The following is a 21,989-nucleotide window of genomic DNA, read 5'->3' as shown; positions in this document are numbered from 1 at the left end:
TGCAGCTACAACTTCTACTACTTCCACCTGCTGATGCAAGTGCGGCAGTATTACCCCGATGCCGGGGCGAAGTTCGCCGCCCTGTTCGAGAAAGACCGGAAGCTGTGGCGCGACATCATCGAGCGGGCAAAGTCGTCGGGCGAAGTCCGTGCGGAGGTGGACACGGAGGAAACCGTCGCCATGTTCCGCGAGGTGTTCTACGGCTTGTCTTTCGAGCAGGCTTTCCTCTCCGGGCTGGACACGGGTGAACTCTCCCGCAAGCTCCGCTTCATTTATTCACTGATTAAAGCCTGACCCGTTCAGGCTTTTTTTATGCCCTCCGGCATCCTTTCTCTCCCTCCTGAAAAATCTTTTGCGACTTTTCCAAACCGTCTGGTTTGTTTCTTGGATTCTTTTCGTACCTTTGGGGGCATGGAGGTCAGGATATACGCCCCGCATGGCGCGGGTTAGCGGAATGTCTGACATCTGACGGGTGTTGCTATTAGAGATCAGGAAACACACCTGCCAGGTGTCGGTTATCGAAATATCCTATACCTACAGGTGTATTTATAAACAAATTACCGATAATAACAAAATAAATTAATTTCATTATGGGACTATTTTTAAGAATTACATATCAATCGCAAGGAGGTAGAACACCTGAAACAGCATTTAAGAATCAAAAGATTTTAGATGAAATTATAGATGGCTTAAACGATTTTGATTGGCAAGAATCAAATTCGACCAAACTAACTACTCTTGATCCTCAATATAGTCATATTGCAATTGACGCAATTCTTAGATTTTTCCTTTCTGAAAATATAGAAGGTGGCAACTTAAAATCATTTTACAGATACCTTAAAAAAGATGATAAACTTATAATAGACCAAATGCTCACAATTGACAAATATGATAACTTGTCCGAAATTGAAACAAGAAAGGCACTTTGTGATGATATATTCCTATATTTCAAAGATGTTATCTTGAAATATAAAGAACGCTTTCTTGATTTTGATGCTGTTGTTTTTATCCCATTGCTTGAAGAAAGGTTTGAGGAAATAAAAAACGGTAAAATAGTAAGTAGAAGAAAATATGAACAATGGTAATTATAGTTTATCAGAGAAGGCGAGTAAATAGCTTTATCTCATTTCTTCATCGAAATTTTATAAATCAAAATAAGTAAAAAATATCGGTAACAAAGCGTGATAACGCTTGACAGCGTTCCCCGCTAAACCATTATCGTCAATATTCATAAAATATGAAAGATGAAATAAAACAATATATAGACAACCACATTGTTGAAAATCCAAACATTGACTTAAACAAGTTGTCTGTATTAACAGAACCTGACGAACTACACTATCTCGCAAGTGTTGTGAATTGGGATATTCATATACCATTAATAGAATGGATTGTGAAGCAATCTATATGTAGCGAAGCTACTGCTTTAATGATTTTTTGGCAGGCACAACCACAAGACTTTACTGTTTATAGGTGGAATGAAACTCAAATAAAAGAGGACATCTCTGTCTTCCACCTTATAAAGATTATCATCATCAACTATATTAATGGATTTTATCTTAAAACAGATATACATTACAATCCGGCAAACGACAAAAAGGATATTTCTGTTATTCCGGATTTTATGTATAAAGACGTCAAAGGAGAAGAACCATATAGTATTTATGATGAACAGGACGTGAAGTCTTGGTTTGGTGAATATCTGTATAAGCAGATAAATTCTTGTTCATCAACTATGGATTTATATGGTATAGCTTGTAATCTTCCCATTCTTGGAAATATAGATACAGTCTTTCATATTTTAAGGCATCCATTATGTGATAAAGGTATAGCTTTTATGTTGTTTTGGCGATTTGAGCCTATTGTCAGTGAAGATATTCTCAAACAATTTATTTCAGAAATCTGCCAAAAGAATTATCCCGAAATAATTGAATATAAACATGATTGGAATAATTCAAAAGCTATGTGGAATATTCCTGAAATAATGATGAAACCCGTATAAAATGACGATAACAAGCACCTGTGCCGCCTAACGGCGGCAAGCTGCAAACCATTAGTCACAACTTGAAATAACTTATAAATTAAAGCAATATGAATAAAGATATAATAGTAGTAGAAGATGAAAAAGAAATAGCCATCTTTCATTACAAAGCGTTTTGCGAACTTTTGGTAGAGTGCATATCTATATATGGAAATACTACCATAGAGAATGCACAGCAATTGGTTAAAAATTTTTATCCGATTCAACATCCAATAGAAAGTACTATTGCTGTTTCTATCTTTGCTCACGAACCCTTTTATTACTGGGCAATGCTTGCTCGATATGGTGAAATGTATTGGCTTGGACATCCTGAACGTGAAGAAATCCCCGACAGTTATCAGGAATGGTTAGATAATGCTTTAGCCAGATATGGTTTGGATGAGTTTTATGATTTTATAGATAAACAAGAATAATAACGTGACTAACAAAGCGTGATAACGTTTAATAACGTTCCCCGCTTAGCCATTAGATATAATTGATTCATGAGATATACAGTTAATATAATAGTGAGTATAAAGGATGTTATTAAGAAGATGGATATTGAAATACCAGAGTACATTTCAAATATCCAGTCTTTCTATTTATATCTTAAAGAGAAATGTGACTTACCACAGCTTAGCCAAGGTGAAGTATGTATTTGCAGTAAGGACAAGAATAGAAATATAACTTTATTTGTTGTGACTAATACAGAATCAGTTCTTTACACTCCTTTTAAGGATATAAGTATGTTTGCTTCTATTTCTCCTCTTTATATTTCTTATTGTAGCACTATTGCACGAGCAGAAGAAATATTTCTCGCAAATGAAGGTTCTCACTATTATATGTGGCATGAGGGCTATGAAGATGAGTACTCAAAGTATGGAATTACTAAAGAACAAGAGGAAGAATGGCTACAAGAACACTGTTTATCTCCCAAGATTCCTTAAATATATCTAACAAGGTCGAGCCAACAGCTAAACGCTGTTTCTCACCAAACCATTAGCTGTAATAGAAGCATGAAAAAGATTATTTTCTATATATTGGCATTTCTGCTTTGTCTGCCTACACAAGCACAACAGCGTTTCTTCGGTGTCATTCAGGATGCGGACGGATATACAAATGTACGTGACATAAGTGGAACGGTAATAGGCAAATTATTGGATAATCATGTGTTTGTTGATTGGGATGCACAAAAGAGCCATAAAGAATGGCATAGCGTAGAATATGGAACAGAAACGGGCATAACCAAGACATACCCGAATGGAAACACTCATACAGGAGAAATTCATAAAAACCGCATTCGTTATTTGGCTGATTTGCCACAGTTGAAGAAACAGCCGCAAAGTACGGATAAATATCTTGTATATGCCAACGACACATTAATCGTAGAAATAGGCTTCCAAGATTTTAATCCCCAAAGACACACCATTGTTTACGATTTGGGAACAGGTTTTATTCGGAGCATTGACGGTTGTTCTGACTTGATAGGCATAGAGAATAATATTCCGCATGAAGAATATGCGTCTATCACTGTCAAGCATCCTGCCGGAATATTGGAATTTCCAACAGTATATATAGCGCATCTGTATGAACCAAGCCCGAACAATGTTGTCGTGGCATTGGGTAAAGGGAATACACTGTTCATCAGCACACAGAACAGTGACGGTGCAGGTGGATATTATGCCGTATGGACAGTAGAAAATTATTTTGTTAAAAGTCTGTTTGTGTTACATGACTTTTGACTAAAATACAGCTAACAACGCAGGATAACGGACAAGCCGTTCCCTGCTAACCATTATGAACAATTAGAGTACACGATATGAGAAATGAAATTTTACAGTTGAAAGATTTAGGTCGTATGCCTAATGAAAGTATCAATGATTCTGATAGCATTGATGAATTGGTAAACACTTATGATGCTTTATTAGAGCAAATACAACTCCCTATATCATTCGATGAAGCTATGGTGCTGGTACAAATCTTCCCTGAAAATGCTTTTTATGATTTGCAGTGGAGCTTACTAAGACTTGTAGAGTCCGTTTGTGTTGATGATGATAGGTACATTCAATTAATAAACTCTTGCCCAAGTCAAGAATGGCGGGACACTCTAAATGTTCGCTATGCAAATTATAAAAAGGCACAAGAGGTAAAGTAAGTTCATAACAAGCCGGGATAACGGACTAACGCCGTTCTCTGCTAAACCATTATAAACCCCTTAAAAACAAACGACAATGAGCATTTTTTTGAAAGCGGTACAACGCATCAACCCGTCAGAACCGGACGAGCCTAAGAAATGGTATCCCGTTCAGTACACCACCAAGATGGTGGACGAGAACGAAGTGGCTATGCTGATAGCCGACGAGACGACCCTCAACCCGATGGAGGCGGCGATGGCGATACGCCAGTTGCGCAAGGTGGTGCAACGCCTGCTGCTGGACGGCAAGAGCGTGAAGCTGGGCGACTGGGGCACGTTCAACATCACCCTCAACACCGAGGGCGCCGAGCGCAAGGAAGACCTCACCGCCCACAACGTGAAGCGGGTGAACATCAACTTCCAGCCCGCCGACGAGATGAAAGCCGCCATGCAGAAGGCGGACTTCGTGTGGCTGGACAAAATCGTGGAAGGCGGCACGGCTTCCGGCGGCGATGACGAGGAAGGGCTTCCCTCCGTGCAGGACGACGAGACGGAAACCCCGTCCGAAGTCTGAACGACTCGCCCCGGCAGGTTGCCCGACCCGTTTCCGTGAGTCGGGCAACTTGAAATCGTGAGTTGGGCAACTCAAAGTTCTGAGTTGGGCAACTCAGCTCGGTGAGTCGGGCAACTCACGGAAACGAGTTGGGCAACTCGGAAAAGTGAGTTGGCGGGGGATTGGTGCTTGGCAGGTGTTGTTTGGGATATATTAGATACAATTAGAAATGAATATACCAACCGTAATAAAGGAAATACTTGTTCATAACCATTGGGACGAGTTTAATTTTCAAATGATGCAGGATTGTTATATAAACAAGTTAAGACAATCCTATTCAAAGTTTGATTATCCTTTGAATGAAAGGATTATAAGCAAAATTGCTCTATTCTATAACATGAAATTAAAGTTGAACCAGTATGATATTCTTTATTTTGATTTCAAGAAAATAAAGAAATACAGTCCGGAAGCTATGCAAAAACAGGCTTTGAAGTTAAAGGTCAATAAGGTTATTTATTTGGCAGACATTCATCCCGGTTATTTAACCGTATGGTTAGATGAACAAGAGCAAGTGTGGGCTGATTATGACAATCTTGTTTATTATTACGGCAGTGATATATTCAGTGGCGTTCAAAATATAGTATCGGGCAATATTCTTGAAACCATAAATTAGTATCTAACGACGAAAGATAGCATCAGACGATGTTCCTTTCCAAACCATTATCAAATCCGGCACACTGGATTGCATCCCGATTGCTATCCCCTCCCGTAAGTTTAGTCCGTCCTTTTGTATATACATCCAAACTGGCTTAAACCTGTTTCCATCGGCAGCAAAGTATGTGCCCGGCGAAAAAGAGAAAGCGGCATTTCCTTTTTCGCCAGTTTCAAGGCTGATGGCTCCGGTGGTTGGCGGGGGAAATGGCAGGATGCCTACAGCCTTTCTTCCCCTTCCGCCAACTCTTTTGCGACTTTTCCAAACCGTTTGGTTTGTTTCTCCGATTCTTTTCGTACCTTTGGGGCATGGAGGTTAGGATATTCGCCCCGCATGGTGCGGGTTGGTGGAATGTCCGATGCTTGGCAGGTGTTGTTGTCAATAAACAAATAACGTACATATATGAATAATACAACAAAAGTAAGAATTGTATATGAATGTAGCATAATAGGCATTGTTTTGCTGACATTCTTAAAAAGTATGTTCCCATACATGGGGGCATGGTGGCAAGTAGCTATTATCGCTTCACTTGTAGGACTATGGTTCTCGTTGTCTTATCTGAAACGTCATAATTATAGATGGGGTTTCAGCTACATAGAAAATCACTTATACATTGACCTGTTATTGAAAGTACAGAAATGGTTTCAGAACGCTACAATCATAGCCCTATTGATACCTGTCTTCTTAACAGACCTCATGTATAATCATTTTTGTTTTGTAGCATATATATTGCTTGTAGGCATGTTCTTAGGTGTGAAGCTGGCTACTTACACTGTAGAGTACGCCATATATAAAAGCAAATTCATTGGAAACAAAGGAAGATAACCCCTGAACGGTTGTTTTCCACCAAATCATTTGTCTGTTCTATTACTGTATCTATGTCGTTTCCCTTGTTGTCCAGTTGGCGACTTTTTATCTGTTGCTTAGTAGCGCATGAGGAAATTCAAATTGGAAAGTAAAATAATTATGGACTATATTACAGCAGAAAGATTGGGTAGAGTTCTTATATGGGCATGGAACAAGTATGTGAAGAAAACTGCCATTCCTTACAAGGAGATTGACTTTCATTATCCGGATTGGCTCTTTCTCTTGACAGGTCTTGTCTTTTGTGGAATTGCGCTGGGGATTATCCTGCTTTATTTTGCATTTTGGAGAACATAATCGTTTTGGATGAATGAAACAATGAGCAAACCGGGCAAATTAAAGGCATTTGGCAGGGAACGATAAACATAAACAAGCTAAATCCCTACTGTGCGGCATTTCCGGCGGAAATCGGAACAAGCGGACACGTGCAACCGGTTATCTTTACGAATTCATCGAACAATAAAAAACATACCGCTTATGAATACAGACTTCATCGAACAGTTGTCCGCCACCGCCCCGGCAGGCTTGGAACAGACCACCGCCGCCCTGTGCGGAGAAATGAAAGGGCTGCTGAAAGCCCGCACCCCGAAGCATTACCTCGCGCTGGAACCCTACGCGCGGGACACAAGGCTATGCCACCACATCCTTGACCTACTGACGGGACAGCCCGCGCTGCCGGAGGTGTCGGCTCCCGGATGCCGCCCGCTGCTGATGCTGCTCGCCCTGTCGGAAGACACGGAGGTGCAGAACCGGCTGCTGCACGAACTGGCAGAGCCTTGGCGGAAAGCCTGCCGCACGCCGGAGATGCTCTACCTGTGCGACGTGCTGTACCAGACCGGCATCCCCCGCCCCCTGTACAATCTGTGCAACGAGGTGTGCGACTATTTCTTTGTGGAGCGGCGCAAGCAGATAAGCCGCCAGCCCACACCGCTCACCGAAGCGGAGCTGCAACATGCCGAGAAACGGCTGAAGCCCCTGTATGCCGCCGTGTTCCGGCTGAAGGTGAACCGTTACAGCTACCGCACGAACAGCGTGGAGGAACTGGCGGGGATGCTCTGCATGAGCGTATCGACCTTCCGCGAGAAATTCAGCAGAATCTACCGGAAGTCCGCCAACAAATGGTTGCAGGAGCAGCGCATCGGTCAGATACGGCGGGACTTGAAATACCACTACGACCGCCCGCTCAGGGAGATAGCCGAGAAGAACGGCTTCGAGTCGGCCAACCGGTTCTGGGAGTTCTGCACGGGACAGATGAAGCAAAGCCCCAGCGAGCTGCACAAGGAGCTGTACGACGAGCTGTGCGAGGAACGGCGGAAGTTCTATCTGGGCGAGTGACGGCATTTCCGGCGAAAAGCGGAACAGCCGCGCCTGTCCCCGTCGCTATTTTTGTCATCCATAACCGACAAAAATAGTTTCATATGGATATCTTCTATCTGTGCCCCTACCTGCTGTTGCTGGAACAGGGGGATTGCGATACCGAAAGGCTGAATGAGGCAAGCGACGATTTCATACGCCACCTCAGCCATCTGCATGAGGAACACGGCAACCACACCTGCGTGTTCCTCCATCTCCAATACACGAAGTTCCGGCTGACCATCCTGCGGGAACGCTACCACAACAACGGGCAGAGCCATCTGGTGTGCTACTGCCACGTGGTGGGAGCTATCATGTATGTGGAAAACACGATGGAAAGGATGGAAAAAAGACGGGCGGGTTCCGGAAACGGAGAAGCCCGTCCGCCCGGCGACGGGCCTCCCGTGCTGTGGACGGACGACGCCATCCACCTTGTCGAACTGCTTTATGCCTGCCATGAACTGAAGCTGTTCAATGACGGCGAAATCACGCTCAAGCAAGTGGTGGAATATGTGTGCAGCGCACTGGGCGTGGATGTGAAGAACGCATCGAGCTACTATGCCCGGATGCGCCGCCGCAAAGCGGATGACCGCACCTATTTCATCGACCGCCTGCGTGAAGCCCTGCTGCGGAAAATGGATACGGACGACGAGAAGCAATACCGGCGGAACAAATAGCCTACGCCTGTTTGTTCAACTCCAGCAGGTGCTTCAGATTCGGGTCATTGGCAATACGCTCCAGTTCGTCGGCGACAATCTGCCGGGCTTCCTCCTTGATGCGGTTGTAGTTCTCCTGCACCATTTCCTTCATGCGGTCGATGCCGTCGGCATCCCTGAAGTCGGTGATGACCGGTATCTTCTGGTAGGTCTTTTCCTCTTCGGCGATTTTCTTGGCATCGACCACAATCTCGCAATGGAAAATCTTCTGCTCGATTTTCTCGCCGAAGTTGTCCGCCACCGAACCGACGAACATACCCTGTGTCAGCGAGGAAATCTTGCTCGGCGGGATAAGGCTGTCCATCTGGGTGGAGATGGAGGTGGACACGTCGTTGCGGTTGATGGAGATGGACTGCCGTTTCTGCAAGATTTTGCCGAAGCGCTCGGAGAGCGTCTTGGCTGTCTCGCCCACCACCTGTCCGGAGAAGATGTTGCCGACGGTGTTGATGATGACCTTCGCCTCCTTGTCGGTATAGTCGCGGATGAGCTGCGAGAAGTCCTGAAAGCCCAGCAGCACGGCCACCTTGTTGCTACGCGCGGTGGCGATAAGGTTATCCAGTCCCTTGATGAACACGGTGGGCAGCTCATCGATGATGATGGAGCTTTTCAGCCTGCCTTTCTTGTTCACCAGTTTGACGATGCGCGAGTTGTACAGTCCGAGCGCCGCCCCGTAAATGGCCTGCCGGTCGGGGTTGTTGCCGATGCAGAGCACCTTCGGCTCGTCAGGATTGTTGATGTCGAGGGAGAACTCGTCGGCGGACATCACCCAATAGAGCGCCGGGGAAATCATGCGCGAGAGCGGTATCTTGGCCGAAGCAATCTGCCCCATGAGCTGGTCGGCAGCCCCGGCGAGCCATGCGTCGAGGAAAGGGCTGAGGTAGTTCTCCAGTTCGGGATAGGAGGACATGATGGGGAAAATCTGCTCGTAGGGCTTGTTCAGGAACTCGACCGCATGGGGGAAGGTGCAATACTTTCCGTTTTTGTAAATGCGTAAAAACCAAATAATTGCAGCAAATAAGATGGTGGGGGACTCGACGAAGAAGTCGCCCTGCTTGGCCGCCCAAGTGCGGTTGAGGTTGAGCATGATGTTGTAGGAACTCTCGTAGGCATCGGAGATGTCGGTCATGAACTTCGGGTTGAGCGGGTTGCAGCGGTGGCTGCGCGAGGGGTCGTCGAAGTTGATGACATAGAACTTCGGCCTGACCTTGTAGCCGTCCAGATGGCGGAGCAGGTGGTTGTAGGCGATGGTGCTCAAGTCCGGAAACTTGAAGTCGTAAATATAGGTGGCATAGCCCTTTTCAATCTGCTGTTTGATATAGGAATTGACCACGGCAAAGGACTTGCCGCTGCCCGGCGTACCCAAGACAATGGAGGCACGGAAGGGGTTCACCACGTTTATCCAGCCGTGCCACATCTTTTTCCTGTACCAGAAGCGGGTGGGCAGATTGACGGAATACTCGTTCTCGATGAGCCGGGTCTCCTGCATGAAGGATTCGTTCTCGTTGTTGAACACGTCCTCCATCAAGTTCTGCCGGAGCAGGCGGGACATCCATACCCCGGCGGCCAAGAGGCAGCCGTACCCTGCGGACAAGGTGAGCAAATAGAAACCGGTACGCGCCGAAAGGGGCAGCGGCAAATCAAGCAGCCACCAGTTGAAGAAAAACAGCACGATGCCGGCGGCAAGCGCCGCCCAGATATGCGTCCACCTGATTTTTTCCTCCTTCACGCCTTTCGTTCCCAAGCAGGAGAGCGCCAGAAACACGAGGGCGAACAGCTTCGTCCAGAGGATGGACGAGAACAGCCCGGTCGTCCGCTGGAAATTGAGCAGAATCCTGTCCACCACCCCGATGTCGATGTTCCATTCCTTCATCGAGGGGTAGCAGAACCAATATACATTGACTATGACGAACAATACGCTGAGGGCACGCATGAAGTCCATGACTTTGGCCAGCCCTCTCAAATCATCTTCCTGTGACATAATGAATAAGTTGTAATTAAACGGTGATTGAAAATCGGTTGAATGTTATCCGGACTGCATTCAGTCCTGCCGCCCGTACCTGCGGCGGCGTTTCTTCTTGTCAGGCTTGAGCAGGCGCGGATAGCGCGGCACGGTGCCGGTCTCCGGCTCGATGACGGACAGCAGCCCTCCCAGTACCTTGCCGTCCGTACCGGGTTCCGGCGCAGGCGCTGCCATATCCGGCTGTACCTTGCAGACCGGTTCGGATTGCGGGTTGAAACGCGCTTCCAGCGCATTGGCGGAGAACTCCTTGCCGAGCCGGGAGCCGTTGAGCACGGTACGGCTCTCGTGGTCGATGAAGGTTACTCCGTAAATCCTGCCGGATTCACCCAGACGGAGCACCAAATCCACGTTCATGGCAGCCAGACGGCGGCGGAAATCCGCCTCGTCCCTTGCCTCCCGCAATGCCCCGGCCAACGGAGGGCGCAGCCGCTCGCGGCATCCGTCCGCCCTGATTCGGGAAGCCGACCACTCCATGCGCCGTTGCAGCCCCTCCGCCCCGGCCATCTTGCCCAGCCGTGCCGACTTGATGGGAGTCACCACCTTGTTGCCGTCCGCATCCAACGCCGTATAGACAATGCCGTGATAGGTGCGCCCGCCCGCTTCGCCCCTGACTTCCTCCATGCCTATGTTATATAAGGAGAGCAAAGCCCGGAACTCGCCCATCGACTGGAACCGGTAGAGCTTGAGCAGCGGCTTGACGGTATCGGCTATCTGCCGGCGTATGTCGCCGCGCCCGGCATCCACCGGGCGGAGCTTCCAGTCCTCCGCCTTCTTCTGCCCCTTGGCCGGATGCAGCCCGTACTTCTGTTCCAACTGTTCGGTTATCTCTTTGCTCCGGCGGTGCTCGAAACGGTCGGAAATCTTCCTGCCCCCGCTGTCCACGCGCAGGGACACGATGTGGATGTGGTGGCGGTCGATGTCCTCGTGCTTGAAGATAAGGAAAGGCTGGCTGCCGTAGCCCAGTTTCTCCATATACTCCCTGCCGATGGCGGCAAGCTGCCCGTCGGTCAATACATCGTCGGGATGCGGATTGAGCGAGATGTGTATGACCGGCTTCTCGGTGCGGTAGTGTGAGGGGAGCCATGCCGTGAAAGCCTCCATCGCTTCGCCCATGCGGAAATGCCCGTCTTCCGGGTACGGGAGCAGGTTGGCGTCCAATATCTTCGCGTGCCCTTCCTCCACCTTCGTCTGGTTGTATGCCAACGCTCCGTACAAGTCCTTACCCGTGCTGATTTTCGCCACCATACCTTTTGAGTTCTTCGGAAAGTCCGACAATGCGGCGGCTGAGCGCCACCAGTTCGAGGGTCAGCTTCTCCAACTTGTAGAGCAAGGCCAACGCCTTTTTCTCGGTAAAATGCACGTGCAGTTCCTTGACCGTCTGGTTGTAGTTCACCCCGACGGCACGGTACTGCTGGTACAGGGCGGTGAGTCTGGCCACATACTCCATCGTGCCCCGGTCGGTGCGTATAACCCGGAAGCTGTCGCCGAAGATGCGCGCGGCGATGAACTTCGACTTGGACGAAAGGCCGGACTGTTCGTAAAGGGTGAGGAACCGGGCGTGCTGCGCGGCATCGAGATTGACGGTCTCGCGGTGGAAAGCGGGCGCGGACTTGGGTGTCCGTCCGCCTTTCCTTCTTTTCGGATGCTGTTGCTGTTCGTTCATGCTTGCTGTCATTAAAAGGTGAAAACTCCCCGTCTGCGGTCTTGCCGCCGTTATGCCCCTCCCTTGCAATTTGCGACTTCGGAGCCAAATTGCGCCCCCTGCAAGGGCAAGCGTTTTTTGCGGCAGAAGCGGATGCGTGCTGCAAAAAACACAGCTTGCTATGTTCTGGCGAACATACATTTTCCCCGCCGGCGGGGAAAACGCTTTCCTTGAAAGCGGACAATAGCGTAACGGTCGGCCTCTGACCATACCGACGGATTTCATGCCGCAAAGGTAGGAAGCGAAGCCGTTTGCCGCACACGGGCTGCACCGGCCACATCATGCCATTTTACAGCCACTTCGCACGCAAGGGATAAAAACCGCCCGGACAGTCCCGTTCCCGGCGGGCTTCAGTGCCGGATCGTCTGATTAATCCTCCTTCTGTTGCAACGTTGCAGCGTCGGTACAGTCAGCTGACCAACCATTTGGGTAGCCAACCGGACTGACGGTTGTCCGGCTGCACCGTCAGACAATCTGCCAAAGGGATGATGAAGCAGGCAGCCGTTCAGCCGAACCTGCCTCCAGCCCTACCGCTAACCAGTCCTCCGGCTGTCCGACAGGCAGTCCGGCCGGTTGCACGCACAGCCGACCAACCAGCCACTCCGCGCCAAAGCCGCGCCACTCGTACCCCGTCCCGCCAAAAGCCGGCATTTTCTCGCCCGTTCCGCTTTCCTTTGCCGCATCATTTGAAACGGAACGGTTATGACAATGGAAAAGGAAACACTTTACATCGCCTTCTCCACCCAGAAGGGAGGGGCGGGCAAGACCACCCTGACGGTGCTTACCGCCAGTTACCTGCATTATGTCAAGGGGCTGGACATAGCGGTGGTGGACTGCGACTACCCGCAGCATAGCATCGCCGAGATGCGCAGGCGCGATTTGAAGACGGTCATGGAGGACGAACATTACAAGGCGATGGCCTACCGCCAACTACAACGCATCGGCAAGAAAGCCTACCCGGTCATCGAAAGCACGGCGGAGGATGCCGTCACGAAGGCGGAGGAACTGCTGGAGAAGCTGCCCGGCACGGATATCGTGTTCTTCGACCTGCCCGGCACGGTGAACAGCGGCGGCGTGTTGCAGACGCTGGCGAACATGGACTACATCTTTTCCCCCATAGCCGCCGACCGGGTGGTGATGGAAAGCACCCTGCGCTTCGCCACCAAGCTGAAGGAAACACTGGTGGACACGGGCAAGACGCACATCAAGGGGCTGCACCTGCTGTGGAACATGGTGGACGGGCGCGAGAAGTCGGAACTGTACGGCGTGTACGAGGAAATCATCCGGGAGCTGGGGCTGGACGTGCTGGACACGTTCCTGCCCGACAGCAAACGCTTCCGCAGGGAACTGACGGGGGAACACAAGGCGGTATTCCGCTCGACCCTGTTCCCGGTGGACGGCACGCTCGCCAAAGGGAGCCATATCCGGGAGATAACCGAAGAAATCCTACGTATTATCGGGAGGTAAGCCATGAACGGACGGAAGAAAATCAGCCTGACGGAACTGGACGAAAGCTCCATAGTCGCTTCGTTCAAGGAAGAAAAGCCCGTACAGCCCGTCACCCCGGCGATGAAGCCGGAGGCCGGAACGGAGCCTGAAAGCGAATACCTGCGCCTGTTCATCCATGAATCGCCCGTATGCGCGCGGCTGGGCAAGACCATCTACCTGCGCAAAGAGTTCCACGAACGGATACAGCGCATCGTGCAGACCATCGGCGGCAACCGCGTGTCGCTGTTCAGCTATGTGGACAACGTGCTGGAGAAGCATTTCGCCGACTGGCAGGGAGAGATAGAGAAAGAATACAGCAGACAACAGACCGGAATTTTCTAAATGGAACCATCATGACAACAGCCATCATTCTATGTATTGCGGGCTACCTGCTTTGGGTAGCGGCCTACCTCGCCTACGAGCGGTATAGCCGGCAAAGAAAACAATGTAAAAACGACGAAGTGCTGCCCCGGAACATCGCCGACGCAGCCGAGATTTTAGGCAAGAGCACATTTTTCCTCAGCCACTCCACGCCACAAGAACCCCGAAAAACGGAAACCGGCAAACCGGCGGAGGAAGGGGATACTTTTGCAACGGAAACGGGGAAATATCCCAAAGTGGTGTCCGCCGACGAACTGGACGCGCTCTTTGCTGAAGGCAATCCCCTGCCGGATGAACTGGAGCACATGGAGGACATGAGCGAGCCGATGGAGTACCGGGACACGGAAGCCGGTGAAGAACCGATAGACGAGGACGAGATGCTCGAAGGGTGCACGCCGCAGGCATCCGGCCTCCGCTTCGAGGACATGGGGCTGGCGGTGCGCATAGCGGTAGATGACACCGGAGCCACCGAAGCGGAACGGCAGCAGGCCGGGCGCACGTTTGCCGAACTCAGGGGGACGCCGATGCTGGAGCAGCTCACCGCCGGGGACGCGGAACGGGAACGGCGCATCGCCTCGCTCATCGAGCAGCACCTTGCCGGCTACCGCAGGCAGCGGCAGCCCGGACATTCCCCTGAAGACAGCGGCGTGCCGGAGGGCTTTTCCATCAACGACATTGTTTAACGCGGTCTATCCGCATAAAAACCATATTTTATGAACACAACAAAGAAAATCTTTTTCATGGCGGTCTGCCTGACGGCAGCCGGGGCGCTCTATGCGCAAGGTAACGGACAGGCGGGCATCGAGGAGGCCACGCAGATGGTGACCTCGTATTTTGACCCGGGGACGAAGCTCATCTACGCCATCGGCGCGGTGGTCGGCCTGATTGGAGGCATCAAGGTATACAACAAGTTCTCGTCGGGTGACCCGGACACATCGAAGACGGCGGCCTCGTGGTTCGGGGCGTGCATCTTCCTGATAGTGGCGGCCACCATCCTGCGCTCGTTCTTCCTCTAATCCTTCCATATATAATAAAGGTATCTATGGAATATGAACTGAACAAGGGCATCGGGCAGAACCCGGAGTTCAAGGGGCTGAAGGCACAGTACCTGTTCATCTTTGCCGGAGGGCTGCTTGCCGTGTTTGTGGTGTTCGTCGTGATGTACATGGCGGGGATAGACCAATGGGTATGCATCGCCTTCGGCGCGGTATCCGCATCGGCGCTGGTATGGCTTACGTTCCGTCTGAACGCCAAGTATGGAGAACACGGGCTGATGAAACGGCTCGCCAAGCGGCAGCACCCGCGCTACCTGATAAACCGGATTACCGTCCGGAGATTGTTCACCCCAAAGAAAAAGAGCGTATGAGAAACCTGTTGAAAACTACGACATTGGAAAGCAAGTTCCCGCTGCTTGCGGTGGAGTCAGACTGCATCGTCTCGAAGGACGCGGACATCACCGCCGCCTTCGAGGTGGAACTGCCCGAACTGTTCACCGTGACCTCCGCCGAGTATGCCGCCATCCATGCGGCATGGGCAAAGGCCGTGAAGGTACTGCCGGACTATACGGTGGTGCACAAGCAGGACTGGTTCGTGGGCGAGACATACCACAGCCGGGAAGAAGGGGAACGGCTCGGCTTCCTCTCACGGAGCTACGAACTCCATTTCAACGAACGCCCGTTCCTGAACCACCGGTGCTACCTGTACCTGACCAAGACGACGAAAGAGCGGATGCGGATGCAGAGCAGTTTCTCATCCCTGTGCCGGGGCTTCATCCTCCCCAAAGAGGTGAACCGCGACATGGCGGCGCGCTTTCTGGATGCCGTCGGGCAGTTCGCCCGCATCGTGAACGACACGGGGCTGGTACGCCTGCGCCGTCTTCCGGGCGACGAGATTACCGGCACGGAGGAAAAGGCCGGGCTGCTGGAGAAATACTTCTGCCTGTCGCTGGAGGACACGGCGGTGCTGGAGGACATCGAACTGGGCGACGAGGGGGTGCGCATCGGCGACAAGCGGGTGTCGGTCTATACGCTCTCGGAACTGGACGCGCTGCCGGGCAGGGTGGGCACGGACAGCCGCTACGAGCGGCTCTCGACCGACCGCTCGGACTGCCGCCTCTCGTTCGCCAGCCCGGTGGGGCTGCTGCTGCCGTGCAACCACCTCTATAACCAGTACCTGTTCATCGACGACAGCGCAGAGAACCTGCAACGCTTCGAGAAGACGGCGCGCAACATGCAGTCGCTCTCGCGCTACTCGCGGAGCAACCAAATCAACAAGGAATGGATAGACCTCTACCTGAACGACGCGCACTCCTACGGGCTGACTTCGGTACGCTGCCACTGCAACGTCATGGCATGGACGGACAACCCGGACGGGGTGAAGGCTGTCCGCAACGAGACGGGCAGCCAGATTGCCTCGATGGAGTGCAAGCCGCGCCACAACACGGTGGACGCCGCCACGCTTTATTGGGCGGGGATGCCGGGCAACGCGGCGGACTTCCCGGCGGAGGAATCGTTCTACACCTTCATCGAACAGGCGCTCTGCTTCTGGACGGAGGAAACGAACTACCGCAGTTCGCTTTCCCCCTTCGGGCTGAAGATGTCGGACCGCATCAGCGGCAAGCCGCTGCACGTGGACATCTCCGACCTGCCGATGAAGAAGGGCATCACGACCAATAGAAACAAATTCGTGCTGGGCGGTTCGGGCAGCGGCAAGTCGTTCTTCATGAACCACCTTGTCCGGCAATACTACGAACAGGGAACGCACATCGTGCTGGTGGATACCGGAAACTCGTATGAGGGGCTGTGCTCGCTGATACACCAGAAGACCGGTGGCGAGGACGGCATCTATTTCACCTACACCGACGAGAACCCGATAGCGTTCAACCCGTTCTATACCGACGACCGGGTATTCGACATCGAGAAGCGGGAGAGCATCAAGACGCTGCTGCTCACCCTGTGGAAGAAGGACAACGAACCGGCCACGCGCTCGGAGGAAGTGGCGCTCTCCAACGCCGTGTCGCTCTACATCGAGCGCATCCGGTCGGGGGAGGTGGAGGAACCCTCGTTCAACACCTTCTACGAGTTCGTGAAGTCTGACTACCGGCGGGTGCTGGAAGAGAAGCAGGTCAGGGAGAAGGACTTCGACCTTGCGGGCTTCCTGAACGTGCTGGAACCCTACTACCGGGGCGGCGAATACGACTTCCTGCTCAACTCGGGCAAGCAGCTTGACCTGCTCACGAAACGCTTCATCGTCTTCGAAATCGACCAGATAAAAGACCATCCCATCCTGTTCCCCGTCACGACCATCATCATCATGGAGCTGTTCATCAACAAGATGCGCCGTCTGAAGGGCATCCGCAAGATGGTGGTCATTGAGGAAGCGTGGAAGGCCATCGCCTCGGCGAACATGGCGGACTACATCCGCTACCTTTACAAGACCGTCCGCAAGTTCTACGGGGAGGCGGTGGTGGTGACGCAGGAGGTGGACGACATCATCTCCTCGCCGATAGTGAAGGAAAGCATCATCAACAACTCGGACTGCAAGATTCTCCTTGACCAGCGGAAGTACCTGAACAAGTTCGACCAGATACAGACGCTGCTCGGGCTGACGGACAAGGAGAAGGGGCAGATTCTCTCGGTGAACATGTCCAATGACCCGGCGCGCAAGTACAAGGAGGTGTGGTTCGGGCTGGGCGGCGTGCAGTCGGCGGTCTATGCGACGGAGACCTCGCTGGAGGAATACCTCTGCTACACCACCGAAGAGAGCGAGAAGGTGGAGGTGCAGCGCATGGCGGAGAAACTGGGCGGCAACATCGAGCTGGCCATCAAGCGGCTGGCGGACGAGAAGCGCGCCGCGAAAGGGACATGAGGCCATGGAATATGAATACCTGTTCCCCCTCCGCCACATCTGCGGACGGTGGAAAAATGGCTGCAAGTCCCCGCCCGTCCGGGTGTTCCGCGAAGGCGGGGCATACCGCATCCGTTTCAGCTACCGCTGGGGAGCCGCCCTGACCGGCACGCTCTACCGGAACGGGCAAGGGACATGGGCAGACCTGCCCGAACGGGTGCAGATTGCCTACGACGCGGAAAACGACCGGCTCGTGATAGCTTCGGAAGGAACGTATGTACGGGAGCCGGAAGAATATGAATCCGATTGACAACAAACATTTTAATCAACAACAGCAATGAAAAGAACAGCAACCATCTGCCTTGCGGCACTGCTCTGCACCGCCACGACGGTCAGAGCGCAATGGGTCACCTTTGACCCGTCGAACCTCGCGCAAAGCATCGTGAACACCACGCGGAACGTGATACAGACCACCACGACCGCCGAGAACATGGTGAAGAACTTTCAGGAAACGGTCAAGATTTACGAACAGGGGAAGAAGTATTACGACGCGCTCAAATCCGTACACAACTTGGTGAAGGATGCCCGCAAGGTGCAGCAGACCGTGCTGCTCGTGGGCGAAATATCGGACATCTACGTGAACTCGTTCCAGAAGATGCTCGCCGACGGGAACTATACGACGGACGAGCTGGCCGCCATCGCTTCGGGCTACACGAAGATGCTGGAGGAAAGCAGCGGGATGCTCGACGAACTGAAGACGGTCGTCACGCAGACCGGCCTGTCGATGACGGACAAGGAGCGCATGGACCTGATAGACCGCATCTACCGGGATGTGAAGAACCACCGCAACCTTGTGCGCTATTACACGAACCGCAACATCGGCGTGTCGTACCTGCGCGCCAAGGAGAAGAACGACACGCGGCGCGTGCTCGACCTGTACGGAACCGACAACCAAAGATACTGGTAGCCATGACGGGGGAAGGGACATTCAGCAACCTGCATGAAGTGTTGCGCAGCCTTTACGAAGAGATGATGCCCCTGTGCTCGGACATCACGGGCGTGGCTACCGGGGTAGCCGCGCTGGGCGCGCTGTTCTATGTGGCCTCGCGGGTATGGCAGGCGCTCTCGCGTGCCGAGCCGATAGACGTGTACCCGCTGCTCCGCCCGTTCTGCATCGGGGCGTGCATCATGTTCTTCCCCACCTTCGTGCTGGGGACTATCAACGGCATCATGAGCCCCATCGTCACCGGCTGTCACGGCATCCTGCAAGGGCAGACGCTCAACATGGAGGAATACGCCGAGAAGCGGGAGAAGCTGGAATACGAGGCGCTGGTGCGCAACCCGGAAACCGCCTATCTGGTCAGCGACGAGGAATACGAGCGGCAGATAGAGGACTTGGGCTGGACGCCTTCGGAACTGAAGACGATGGCGGGCATGGCCATCGAGCGCGGCAAGTATGAAATCAAGCAGACGATAAGCAACGCCTTCCGCAGCTTTCTGGAACTGCTGTTCCAAGCGGTGGGGCTGATACTGGACACGCTCAGGACATTCTTCCTTATCGTGCTCTCCATTCTGGGGCCGCTCGCGTTCGCCATCTCGGTGTATGACGGCTTTCACGGCACGATGGTGCACTGGATATGCCAGTATATCAGCATCTACCTGTGGTTGCCCATCTCTGACCTGTTCAGTTCGGTGCTGGCACGCATACAGGTGCTGATGATTGAGAAGGACATCGCCGCGCTGACCGACCCGAACTTCGTGCCGGACGTGAACAACTCGGCCTACATCATCTTCATGCTCATCGCCATCGTGGGGTACTTCACCATCCCGACGGTATCGACTTGGGTGATTCAGGCTGCCGGCGCGGGCAATTACGGCAAGCAGGTGAACAACTCCGCCGTCAAGACGGGGAAGGTGGCGGCTGCCGCCACCGGTGCCGGTGCGGGGCATGTGGCCGGAAAGCTCAGGGGCAAATGATTCATTTATTGGTAACAAGAACTAAAAGAAATGGAATTCAAGTCATTAAAAAACATCGAAACGAGCTTCCGGCAGATTCGCACGATGGCGATAGCCTTTGTCGTGCTGTGCGCGCTGGTCACGGGCTACGCGCTGTGGAGTTCGTACAGCTTTGCCGAGAAGCAGCGGGAGAAAATCTACGTGCTGGACAACGGCAAGTCGCTCATCCTCGCGCTCTCGCAGGACTTGGCGCAGAACCGGCCTGTCGAGGCGAGGGAGCACGTGAGGCGGTTTCACGAACTGTTCTTCACGCTCTCGCCCGACAAGGCCGCCATCGAGGGCAACATACGCCGGGCATTGTACCTGTGCGACGAGAGCGCCTTCCGCTACTACAAGGACTGGGAGGAAAAGGGATACTACAACCGCATCATCTCGGCGAACATCAACCAGACCGTGCAGGTGGACAGCGTGGCGTGCGACTTCGACCGCTATCCCTATATCGTCACCTGCTACGCACGGCAGTCGCTCGTCAGGAGCAGCAACATCACTGAAAGGAGCCTTGTCACCCGCTGCCGCCTTTTGAACTCGGTGCGTTCGGACAACAACCCGCACGGCTTCACGATGGAGCAGTTCACCATACTGGAGAACCGTGACTTGCGGACAATGGAAAGGTAGGCGCGTATGGGAAGAATGAGGAAATGGCTCGATTACATCCCCGACCGGATAAGCGGCGGGATGCGTTACGTGTGCGGAAGGATGTCGCCCGACGTGCGGCTCATCGTGGTGGTGGCGGTGCTGGTGGGATTCAGCGCCCTCTCCATCTACATCACCGTGTCGTCGATATACAATATCGGCAGGCGCGAGGGGGAGCGGATAAGAATCGAAAGGATGCGGCAGTTGGAGCTGCATCCGGGCACAGCCCATGACAGTATAAACATTAAAGATTGGAACAATGGAAGAAACAAAGCAGAGTAAACAGCCGGAACCCGGAAGGAAAGCCGACGGGAAACCGAAAGAGACAAAGCCGCTGACACCGGAGGAGGTGCGGCGGCGCAGGAAGATGCTGGCCTATCCGTTGATGCTGCTCGTGTTCGGCGGGGCGATGTGGCTGATATTCGCGCCGTCGGAAAGCGGCGAACCCCTTCAGGACGGCTTCAACGTGGAGGTGCCCATGCCCGAAGAAAAGGGGATGCCCTCCGACAAACGGGCGGCCTACGAACTTCAGGCGTTCGAGCGCAGGCAGAAGGAAAAGATGAACACGCTGCAAGACTTGGCTGTGGCGGAAAGAGACGGGAACGATGAAGCGGACGAAGATGTGTTCCAGACCCAAGAGCCGGCGGAAGCCGGGCAGTCCTCCATCCGCACGTCGGCGGATGCCTACCGGGACATCAACCGGCAGATTGGCAGCTTCTACGAGCAGCCCGAACCGGAGGACGACCAGAAGACGCTGGAACTGGAATGGCGCATACAGGAACTGGAGCGTCAGGCGGAGGAAGGCCGCCGGGCAAAGGAGGCGGCGGACGAGCAGCTCCGGCTCATGGAGAAATCCTACGAAATGGCTTCGCGCTACCTGCCGCAAAACGATGTGAAATCCGTCCCGACAACAGCCGGCACGGACAAACCGAAGGCCGTCCCGGTAACGCAGGTGTCGGAACAGGTCGTGTCAAGGCTGGCGCAGCTGATGTCGGATGCCGAGTTCATGGAGCGGTACAGCCGTCCGCACAACATGGGCTTCCACACGGTAACAGACCAAGCGCACACGGCAGGCAGGAACAGCATCCGTGCCTGCATCTGCCGCACGGTAACGGTCAGCGACGGCAAGGAGGCGGAAATCCGCCTGCTCGAACCGGTCGAGGTCGGGGATACCTATATCCCGGCAAACACCGTGCTGACGGCCACCGCGCGCATCAACGGGGAACGGATGGACTTGTCCGTCACTTCCGTCGCCTACAAGGGAACTATTATGCCGGTAGAGCTGGAGGTGTACGACACGGGCGGCATGAAAGGCATATCGGTGCCGGGGTCGCAGGAACTGACCGCGCTCAAGGAAATGGCGGCCAACATGGGTTCGACGATGGGCAGCAGCATCAGCATCTCTACCGATGCCGGCGCGCAGCTCGCCTCCGATTTGGGGCGCGGCGTGATACAGGGCATGTCGCAGTACCTCTCCACGAAGTTCCGCACCGTCAGGGTGACGCTCAAGGCCGGGCATGAGGTGTTGCTCGTGGCAAGAAAATAACCAAT

At 52.7% G+C, this 21,989-nt stretch carries 27 protein-coding genes; 24 read left to right on the top strand and 3 right to left on the bottom strand.

Translation table 11 applies throughout. From position 1 onward, the window contains the following. The 12 genes from C510_RS0110615 to C510_RS0110540 form a co-directional block, all read left to right on the top strand. Window positions 1–294, top strand: a 294-nt coding sequence (locus C510_RS0110615) for a TetR family transcriptional regulator C-terminal domain-containing protein (RefSeq protein WP_018711320.1), incomplete at its 5' end; no start/stop codon positions are given. A 296-nt stretch (window positions 295–590) separates the two neighbouring features. After that, a complete protein-coding gene (locus tag C510_RS0110605) occupies window positions 591–1,085 on the top strand; it encodes a hypothetical protein (RefSeq protein WP_018711319.1) in 495 nt (164 codons plus the stop codon). Window positions 1,086–1,237: 152 nt separating this feature from the next. Then, on the top strand, window positions 1,238–2,002 hold the full coding sequence (locus tag C510_RS0110600; protein WP_013616524.1) for a DUF4274 domain-containing protein: 765 nt from the start codon (window positions 1,238–1,240) through the stop codon (window positions 2,000–2,002). A gap of 89 nt (window positions 2,003–2,091) precedes the next feature. Beyond that, window positions 2,092–2,454: a hypothetical protein gene (locus C510_RS0110595; RefSeq protein ID WP_005650152.1), complete on the top strand. Its 363-nt coding sequence runs from the start codon at window positions 2,092–2,094 to the stop codon at window positions 2,452–2,454. Window positions 2,455–2,523: 69 nt separating this feature from the next. Then, window positions 2,524–2,967 carry a hypothetical protein gene (locus C510_RS0110590; protein ID WP_018711318.1) on the top strand — a complete coding sequence of 148 codons (444 nt, stop codon included), beginning with the start codon at window positions 2,524–2,526 and terminating at the stop codon, window positions 2,965–2,967. 69 nt (window positions 2,968–3,036) lie between these two features. Further along, window positions 3,037–3,762, top strand: coding sequence for a hypothetical protein (locus C510_RS0110585; RefSeq protein WP_025892393.1), 726 nt, complete (start codon window positions 3,037–3,039; stop codon window positions 3,760–3,762). A gap of 77 nt (window positions 3,763–3,839) precedes the next feature. Beyond that, entirely contained in the window at window positions 3,840–4,175 is a 336-nt protein-coding gene (locus C510_RS0110580; protein ID WP_018711316.1) for a hypothetical protein, read from the top strand. A gap of 76 nt (window positions 4,176–4,251) precedes the next feature. Beyond that, window positions 4,252–4,728, top strand: a complete 477-nt coding sequence (locus C510_RS0110575) for an HU family DNA-binding protein (protein ID WP_018711315.1) — start codon at window positions 4,252–4,254, stop codon at window positions 4,726–4,728. A 208-nt stretch (window positions 4,729–4,936) separates the two neighbouring features. Next, window positions 4,937–5,380 (top strand): hypothetical protein, encoded by a 444-nt coding sequence (locus tag C510_RS0110570; RefSeq protein WP_018711314.1) that lies wholly within the window; start codon window positions 4,937–4,939, stop codon window positions 5,378–5,380. A gap of 1,005 nt (window positions 5,381–6,385) precedes the next feature. Continuing rightward, the gene (locus C510_RS0110555) at window positions 6,386–6,580 is read left to right on the top strand and encodes a hypothetical protein (protein WP_018711310.1); all 195 of its coding nucleotides are present in this window, start codon (window positions 6,386–6,388) and stop codon (window positions 6,578–6,580) included. A 180-nt stretch (window positions 6,581–6,760) separates the two neighbouring features. Beyond that, complete coding sequence (locus C510_RS0110545) at window positions 6,761–7,618, top strand: helix-turn-helix transcriptional regulator (RefSeq protein ID WP_018711308.1); 858 nt, start codon at window positions 6,761–6,763, stop codon at window positions 7,616–7,618. A gap of 83 nt (window positions 7,619–7,701) precedes the next feature. Beyond that, complete coding sequence (locus C510_RS0110540) at window positions 7,702–8,313, top strand: RteC domain-containing protein (RefSeq protein ID WP_018711307.1); 612 nt, start codon at window positions 7,702–7,704, stop codon at window positions 8,311–8,313. A 1-nt stretch (window position 8,314) separates the two neighbouring features. Here the strand turns inward: C510_RS0110540 and mobC are convergent, their stop codons facing one another. From mobC to mobA, 3 genes are read right to left on the bottom strand one after another with little or no spacing between them, the layout of a single operon-like run. Next, the gene (mobC, locus tag C510_RS0110535; protein ID WP_018711306.1) at window positions 8,315–10,330 is read right to left on the bottom strand and encodes a conjugal transfer protein MobC; all 2,016 of its coding nucleotides are present in this window, start codon (window positions 10,328–10,330) and stop codon (window positions 8,315–8,317) included. Window positions 10,331–10,390: 60 nt separating this feature from the next. Continuing rightward, entirely contained in the window at window positions 10,391–11,617 is a 1,227-nt protein-coding gene (gene mobB, locus C510_RS0110530) for a conjugal transfer protein MobB (RefSeq protein ID WP_018711305.1), read from the bottom strand. Then, a complete protein-coding gene (gene mobA / locus C510_RS0110525) occupies window positions 11,592–12,035 on the bottom strand; it encodes a conjugal transfer protein MobA (protein WP_025892394.1) in 444 nt (147 codons plus the stop codon). The genes mobB and mobA overlap by 26 nt, the downstream gene beginning before the upstream one ends. A 747-nt stretch (window positions 12,036–12,782) precedes the next feature. Between mobA and C510_RS0110515 the strand changes: the two genes are divergently transcribed. The 12 genes from C510_RS0110515 to traM are packed head-to-tail and all read left to right on the top strand — an operon-like array spanning window position 12,783 to window position 21,984. Continuing rightward, window positions 12,783–13,541, top strand: a complete 759-nt coding sequence (locus C510_RS0110515) for a ParA family protein (protein ID WP_018711302.1) — start codon at window positions 12,783–12,785, stop codon at window positions 13,539–13,541. A 3-nt stretch (window positions 13,542–13,544) separates the two neighbouring features. Further along, window positions 13,545–13,904 (top strand): DUF3408 domain-containing protein, encoded by a 360-nt coding sequence (locus C510_RS0110510; protein WP_018711301.1) that lies wholly within the window; start codon window positions 13,545–13,547, stop codon window positions 13,902–13,904. Between the two features lie 11 nt (window positions 13,905–13,915). Continuing rightward, entirely contained in the window at window positions 13,916–14,626 is a 711-nt protein-coding gene (locus C510_RS0110505; RefSeq protein ID WP_018711300.1) for a hypothetical protein, read from the top strand. A gap of 30 nt (window positions 14,627–14,656) precedes the next feature. Next, on the top strand, window positions 14,657–14,959 hold the full coding sequence (locus C510_RS0110500; protein ID WP_018711299.1) for a DUF4134 domain-containing protein: 303 nt from the start codon (window positions 14,657–14,659) through the stop codon (window positions 14,957–14,959). 26 nt (window positions 14,960–14,985) lie between these two features. Continuing rightward, window positions 14,986–15,309, top strand: coding sequence for a DUF4133 domain-containing protein (locus tag C510_RS0110495; protein ID WP_018711298.1), 324 nt, complete (start codon window positions 14,986–14,988; stop codon window positions 15,307–15,309). Further along, window positions 15,306–17,810, top strand: coding sequence for a TraG family conjugative transposon ATPase (locus tag C510_RS0110490; protein WP_018711297.1), 2,505 nt, complete (start codon window positions 15,306–15,308; stop codon window positions 17,808–17,810). The genes C510_RS0110495 and C510_RS0110490 overlap by 4 nt, the downstream gene beginning before the upstream one ends. A gap of 4 nt (window positions 17,811–17,814) precedes the next feature. Then, entirely contained in the window at window positions 17,815–18,099 is a 285-nt protein-coding gene (locus C510_RS0110485) for a DUF3876 domain-containing protein (RefSeq protein ID WP_018711296.1), read from the top strand. A gap of 27 nt (window positions 18,100–18,126) precedes the next feature. Continuing rightward, window positions 18,127–18,756, top strand: coding sequence for a DUF4141 domain-containing protein (locus C510_RS0110480; RefSeq protein ID WP_025892395.1), 630 nt, complete (start codon window positions 18,127–18,129; stop codon window positions 18,754–18,756). A gap of 2 nt (window positions 18,757–18,758) precedes the next feature. Further along, window positions 18,759–19,766, top strand: coding sequence for a conjugative transposon protein TraJ (gene traJ, locus C510_RS0110475; protein WP_018711293.1), 1,008 nt, complete (start codon window positions 18,759–18,761; stop codon window positions 19,764–19,766). A gap of 30 nt (window positions 19,767–19,796) precedes the next feature. Further along, on the top strand, window positions 19,797–20,420 hold the full coding sequence (gene traK / locus C510_RS0110470; protein ID WP_018711292.1) for a conjugative transposon protein TraK: 624 nt from the start codon (window positions 19,797–19,799) through the stop codon (window positions 20,418–20,420). Between the two features lie 6 nt (window positions 20,421–20,426). Continuing rightward, a complete protein-coding gene (locus tag C510_RS0110465) occupies window positions 20,427–20,720 on the top strand; it encodes a TraL conjugative transposon family protein (protein WP_018711291.1) in 294 nt (97 codons plus the stop codon). Beyond that, window positions 20,698–21,984 (top strand): conjugative transposon protein TraM, encoded by a 1,287-nt coding sequence (traM, locus tag C510_RS0110460; RefSeq protein ID WP_018711290.1) that lies wholly within the window; start codon window positions 20,698–20,700, stop codon window positions 21,982–21,984. Before C510_RS0110465 ends, traM begins: the two co-directional genes overlap by 23 nt. Window positions 21,985–21,989 lie beyond the last annotated feature (5 nt).

This window comes from Phocaeicola barnesiae DSM 18169 = JCM 13652 (assembly GCF_000374585.1).
Taxonomy (GTDB): Bacteria; Bacteroidota; Bacteroidia; order Bacteroidales; family Bacteroidaceae; genus Phocaeicola; species Phocaeicola barnesiae.
This window is presented reverse-complemented; position numbering and strand designations above follow the sequence as displayed.